Annotated in this window: 3 protein-coding genes; all 3 read left to right on the top strand. The window is 40.0% G+C overall.

What is annotated here, in order from left to right; translation table 11 throughout:
* Nucleotides 1-20: 20 nt before the first annotated feature.
* On the top strand, nt 21-1,094 hold the full coding sequence (locus tag ESB04_RS11900) for an NHL repeat-containing protein (protein ID WP_129027968.1): 1,074 nt from the start codon (nt 21-23) through the stop codon (nt 1,092-1,094).
* A gap of 1 nt (nt 1,095) precedes the next feature.
* Nucleotides 1,096-2,571 (top strand): c-type cytochrome domain-containing protein, encoded by a 1,476-nt coding sequence (locus ESB04_RS11905; RefSeq protein ID WP_129027969.1) that lies wholly within the window; start codon nt 1,096-1,098, stop codon nt 2,569-2,571.
* Nucleotides 2,572-3,221: 650 nt separating this feature from the next.
* On the top strand, nt 3,222-6,456 hold a 3,235-nt coding region (locus ESB04_RS11910; protein ID WP_164969655.1), incomplete at its 3' end, for a beta strand repeat-containing protein.

Here is a 6,456-nt window from a genome sequence, read left to right on the forward strand (position 1 = left end):
TAACCTCTTTTAACCATCCTATGAAAAAGTCCATTCAACGAAGAGAATTTTTAAAAACAAGCTCCGTTTTAGTTGGCGGAAGTCTTTTATCCACCTCAAATACTATGAAAAAAATTGCCCCCAAACCTGGTGAAATTGTAATAGGTCACAACAATTTCAAATTTAAAGTGATCCCTAATTGGGGTATTTTGGATGCTGGTAAAAACCCGGTGAACGATTGCCACGAAATGGTTGAAGATGCCAAAGGGCGTTTATTCCTCTTGACCAACGAAACCAAAAACAACGTATTGATATATGATAAATCAGGTAAGTTGTTAGATTCTTGGGGACACACCTACCCGGGGGCTCACGGTTTAACTATTTTAAATGAGGGAGGAGAGCAATTTTTATTGATTTGTGATAATACACGCCACCAGGTTATTAAGACAGATTTAAAAGGAAAAGAAATATTCAAAATTGAATACCCTAAGGAAACGGGAGTTTATGATCATCCTCATCAGTTCGTTCCGACTGAAACGGCGGTAAATCCTAAAAATGGGGATATCTATGTGGCTGACGGATATGGGGCTAATTACATCATTCAATACGATTCCAAAGGAAGGTACATCCGTCACTTTGGGGGCAAAACCAATGACTATGATGATAATTTATTTAACTGCTGTCATGGGGTTTTAGTGGATACCCGCGATCCAAAGAATTGGACACTCCTAGTGACAGACCGTGTTAACAATAGTTTAAAACGCTTTACTTTAGACGGCAAATTCATCAAGCGCTACCACCTTCCTGGCTCATTTGTTTGTCGGCCAAATTTACATGGCGACCACATCGTAGCAGCATGTTTCCGAAGTGGAGATGGGAACTGGCCTGGTTCTGGTTACGTACAAATTTTGGACAAGGACATGAAGGTGGTTTCAACCCCTGGCGGTTCCGAACCGATTTACAAAGATGGAGTTTTACAACGCCAGCATAAAGATGATGAGAACAAGGTATTCATTCATCCTCATGATGTTTATGCTGACTCGGACCATAATCTGTATGTGGCGCAATGGGCCTCACAAAAAACCTACCCTATCAAATTAGAGCGCATCGGATAATATGATAGGAGGGGAGTCGGAGCAAATTCCTGATTGGATAATTTTTTGGGGGCATTTTCATCCCATGCTGGTACATTTACCCATCGGCATGTTCATCATGGGATGCATTCTTTATGTCTTTTCTAAAAAGGAAGAAACGCAAAGACAACACCAAATAGTCCCCATCTTATGGAGCACTGGAATTACAGGTATCATTTCTTGTACCATGGGATGGGGCTTATCTCAGACAGGAGAATATGAAGAAAATACGCTCTTTTTACATCAATGGTTAGGAATTAGTGTGACCATTAGCTCTTTGGCATTGGCTTATATGGCAAAGCATTGGTCCAAGGACAGCTTGATGCGGCGCTTTTTCAAACCATTATTTTTTCTTAGCTTTTTGTTGCTACTGGTCACTGGCCATTTAGGAGGAAACATGACCCATGGCTCGGATTATTTGAGCACATACCTTCCTCAGCCTTGGAGGTCATGGATTGGAATAGCTCCCAAAGAAAAAAGAACGAATGAAGTGGGAGCCAAAATCATCAAAATTAAAAACTTGAAAGAGGCATTGGTATATCAAGATTTGATACAGCCCACCTTGGAACAAAAATGCTGGTCTTGTCACAATGCGGAAAAGCAAAAAGGTAAACTCCGAATGGATAGTCCAGAAAACCTCCTCAAGGGAGGAGCCAATGGACCTGTTTTTCTAGCAGGAAATCCCTTAGAAAGTGAAATGATCAAAAGGGTCTTATTGGAAGCTTCCCATGAAGACCATATGCCACCCAAAGGTAAAATTAGTCTAACGGAGGATGAAATCAAGCTCCTGCAATGGTGGGTGAAAGAGGGTGCCCATTTTAATAAGAAAATTGCAGAAATACCCCAAGACAATCAAATCAAAAATATATTGAGCCGCTATACGGATGGAAACAAAAACTCTGAAAAATATGTTTCGCCTGTTTTACTGGGAGACATCCCAGCCGCAAGTGAAAGTGATATAGAAAAACTAAGGAAACATCAACTAGTAGTCATTACACTTTCATCAGAAAAACCCTTCTTGGAAATCAACGCTATCAACGCTCCCAAAATTGGAGATAAAGAATTACGAGATGTAGAAGGGGTAAAAAATCAAGTAGTTTCCCTAAAGCTTGGAAACACCCAATTGACTGATGCTTTTTTAGACCAAATCAGTAATTATCCAAGAATCATTCAATTACAATTAGACCATACTCGAATAAGTGATAAAGGTATTGAGTACCTTGGCACTATGCCTCATTTAGAAACCATCAACCTGGTAGGGACATCTGCCAGTGATGTGGGTATGAAAGCCTTATCCAAAATCAAAACCTTAAGAAAAGTTTACTTGTGGCAAACTAAAGTAAGTGAAAAGGGTATAAAGGATTTACAAAAATCTTTACCTAAGCTCATGATTGATCAAGGATGGGAAGGGAAATGGCCTATAGACACCTTAAAATTCCCCATTAAAAAGCCCGAATAAGTCTACATTTTTTTGCATCTTTTCAACTATTAAAGGAGTAGATTACATTTCAAAATGGTCAAATTCAAACGCCATTAGGCCCCTTTTTGTAATCCATTTAATGTAAAGTATTATCAAACTTAAAGTACATAACTGCCGTTTCATGTCGAATTTCAGCTAAAAATTCTTCTATTAGCTGTTCAATTTTCTAAAATATGACCCTCATCATGTTTCCAAATTCAAATAAATCATATTTTTGAGTCGGAGATTAAAATTGAATTTTTCAAAGATTTTTCATTTTTGGTCAAGTTTCGTGTTTTTCAAAAAAGCGGTTATAAATAATCTATGGGATTTAATTTGTTCGAAATTTTAAATTTAGTACAAAAGTCAATTCAGATTATTTCAACAAACATAAATATCTATTTACATTTGTTTGAATTATAGACTCTAAAAGAATCTAAAATTTTAAAGCGGTTAGTACCTGTTTCTAAATTATATGAAAAATTTCCTTCCAAGACGATCAAGTCTGCTGGGCGTTTGTTCCCTATTATTTATAAATACATGTACTAGTTCCATGAATTGGGATTCATAAGATCCTTGTATCAGAAATTTATTTTCTGTTTTAAAAACTTCTGTTAAAAATTTAGTACAATCTGTGTTCAGAAAATTATATGAAAGTATTGAAAGCTACATGCTTTAAGCAGTTGAAACGATTTTATTCGTTCTATTCGTGTGTTCTACCTAAGGTAATTTTTACCCTTGCTATTGCTATAACATTCAAAGCCTTGGGTTCTGAAAATGCGGGTATTTTAAGTTACCCAAAAACAAGCACTAACACCTCATTTAACATACAATTGAGTCCTGTGTCTTACCAAGCAGCGGGAGAAGAATTAGTCTTTTTGGATAAAGATCCTGCAGCACCAAAAACTCCTGAGGAATTACGTATCATACAGGCTAATAAATTGGTCAGAGAAAAGTTGAATCAATTTTTTCAAAGATCAAATTACAGGGATTTGTTGTTTAGCTACTTTCCGGGAAAACGCACAGCCATTGATGCTGAATTTGATGCTAAGGCCATACAGCTTCGTGAGGCCATATTAAACCATGGCTTCCATGTTCCAGTTCAATTGCTCAATTGGCAGATTATCAACAGTGCCATGGCCGCATTTTCAGCACATGGCCCAACAGGCAGTCCTGTTATTTATTTCAATGAAGACTATGTAGCTGGCAAGGCCTCGTTTATCTTCCCAGAGGCCAATGATCGCCAAATAGTAGGACTCTTATTACAAGAATATGGTCATGCGATTGATTTTTATCTAAACGGGGATAATGATACTCCGGGTGACGAAGGCGCATTATTTGCTGCCAAAGAGATGGGTTTTGAATTGTCTCAGATAGATATTGATGGCGCAAAAATTCGAGATGACCAAAACCGCATTTACGTATATGGTAAAGAGATAGAAGTGGAAGAAGCTGCCCTGGTAGTACAAACCATTTGGCCAGCAACCATCAGTTCAAACAAAGTAACCATAAATGGTTCAAAAACCGCTGGAAGTAATTTTCGTTTTGAAACGGTATGTACGGGAGGAGGAACCAATTGTACCTTTGCTGGTACATCTGGTGGAGGTAATAATACCGTAGTCGACTTCACTTACAAAACTACTGGGGGAACTATCACTACCGCCGTTAGAGGTGAATTATCATGGCGAGACCAAAGTAGCAATCCCAATTCAGTATTTTTTAATCAATATAGTACAGGAAGTACTGTATCAAATTCAGGTTATGTGGTTGTTTTATTAGTTAACGCGACCACCAATGCTTACACTTCAACTACTCAAATTAGTGGAAACAGCGGTCCTGTTGGTTCTGCTTTGGATGCTTTTGCTGTTTCAAATACACCCACCACAGGAAACTCCGTTATTTCAGCAAGTCCCACCACGGGAGTAATTGCGAATAATACAAACTCTTCTACCATCACTGTAACGGCCAAAAACTCCAGCAATGTTGCTATCGCTGGAGCAACAGTTACATTAAATCAATTTTCTGATTCAGGCTTATTAGTACCTACGACTAGAACTACCATTAGCCCAGCCAGTACCACTACAGATGCCAATGGCGTAGCAACATTTACTATTACCAGTACTATTGCCCCGCACACAACGTATTATCAGGCTACCGTAGTAGCCTCGGGTTTTGAGACCATTTTATCCAATTCAGCCTCCATAGGCTTTGTTACTGGCCCTGTTTCAAAATTACAAGTATTAATGCCAGGAGAGACCGCTGACCCGGGTTCGGCTACAGGTAAAACGGGAACACCCACTGATCAGGTGGCAGGTAGCAATGTTACCGTGACGGTAAATGCCGTAGATGATTGGTGGAACAAAGTAAATACATCCACTCCAACGGTTGCCATAACTACCAGCGACGCCAATGCTGTTCGTCCTTCAAATGCTGCGTTAACAGCTGGAACAGGTACATTTACACTTTCATTTAGAACAGCTGGAACTCAGACTGTGACAGCTACAGATCAAGCAGGTTCTTCACCCTTAACAGCCAATACCGGATCAAATACTTTAGTAACAGCAGGCACTGTTAACAAATTACAAGTGCTCATGCCAGGTGAAACAGCTGCACCTGGGACTGCCTCAGGAAAAACAGGTACACCAACTGCGCAAACGGCTGGTACTTCACTAAATTTCACGGTTAATGCAGTAGACCCATATTGGAACGTGGTTTCATCAGCCACTCCTACGGCGGTAATCACTTCATCGGATGCGCAAGCCACTCTTCCAAGTAGCTCAGCCCTATCAAGTGGAACAAAACAGTTTGCTTTGACGTTCAAAACTACTGGTAATCAAACGATTACAGCCACTGACCAAGCAGCAACCTTAACTGCTAATACAGGATCCAGTACAGTGGTAAATTCAGGCGCTGCAAATGCTGGTATGTCAACCTTAACGCCTACTTCCGCAAGTATTGTAGCAAATGGAACCTCTACGCAAGTATTAACCGTAACTGCGAAAGACGCCTTCGGTAATAGTATCTCATCTGGTGGTTCAACTGTAACTATCACAAAATCCTCAGGTTCTGGAACTATAAGTTCGGTTACAGATAACAATAATGGTACATACACTGCTACGGTTACTTCTCCTATTGTAGTTGGATCTGGAGTTTTTGTAGCTACTTTGGGTGGTTCATCTGTAAATAATGGCACAGGTTCACAAACACAATCCACAGTAAATTACATTACAGCTCCTGCTTCAAAATTAGTCATCACCTCAATTTCACAACAAACCGCTGGTAGCAGTTTTGCGGTTACGGTTACATTAACAGATGACAATGGTAATGCCGTTAATGCAACTGCGGATGGAACCGTCACATTAACACTTAAAACTGGTACTGGTACACTTGGAGGTACACTAACAGGAACTATTACTTCAGGAACCAGTTCAGTTACTATTTCAGGTGTAACTTATACAAAAGCAGAAAGTGGTGTTGTATTAACTGCCACAGGATCTGGCAGTGGTAATGTATCGGGCAAAACCGGAGATTCCAATGCATTTAATGTAGTGGCTGGTACTGCTACCAAATACCTAGTAACCTCTTCTGGATATTCGCCTGTCGCTGGAGCTACAGTAACCATCTCTGCTCAATTAGCGGACGCCAACAACAACCCTGTCAGTACCAATGGACAAACCGTCAATTGGACCAAGTCTGATGCTAACGGTAGCTTCGCATCTGCTTCTACAACCACCAATGCCAGTGGTATTGCCACGGTTGTTTTAACTACCCATACAGTTGCTGGTACTGCTACCACTGTCACGGCCACTACTTCAAGTATTACAGGTACTTCTCCTACCATCACTACGGTGGCTGGTACTGCTACCAAATACCTAGTAACCTCTT

Origin of the sequence: Aquirufa rosea (assembly GCF_004118285.1) — a bacterium.
GTDB classification, from domain to species: domain Bacteria; phylum Bacteroidota; class Bacteroidia; order Cytophagales; family Spirosomataceae; genus Aquirufa; species Aquirufa rosea.

What these genes read in the sequence shown, in the direction of transcription:
- ESB04_RS11905 (WP_129027969.1), top strand. Translation starts at nt 1,096, where the DNA reads ATGATAGGAGGGGAGTCGGAGCAAATTCCTGATTGGATAATTTTTTGG.
- ESB04_RS11900 (WP_129027968.1), top strand. Translation starts at nt 21, where the DNA reads ATGAAAAAGTCCATTCAACGAAGAGAATTTTTAAAAACAAGCTCCGTT.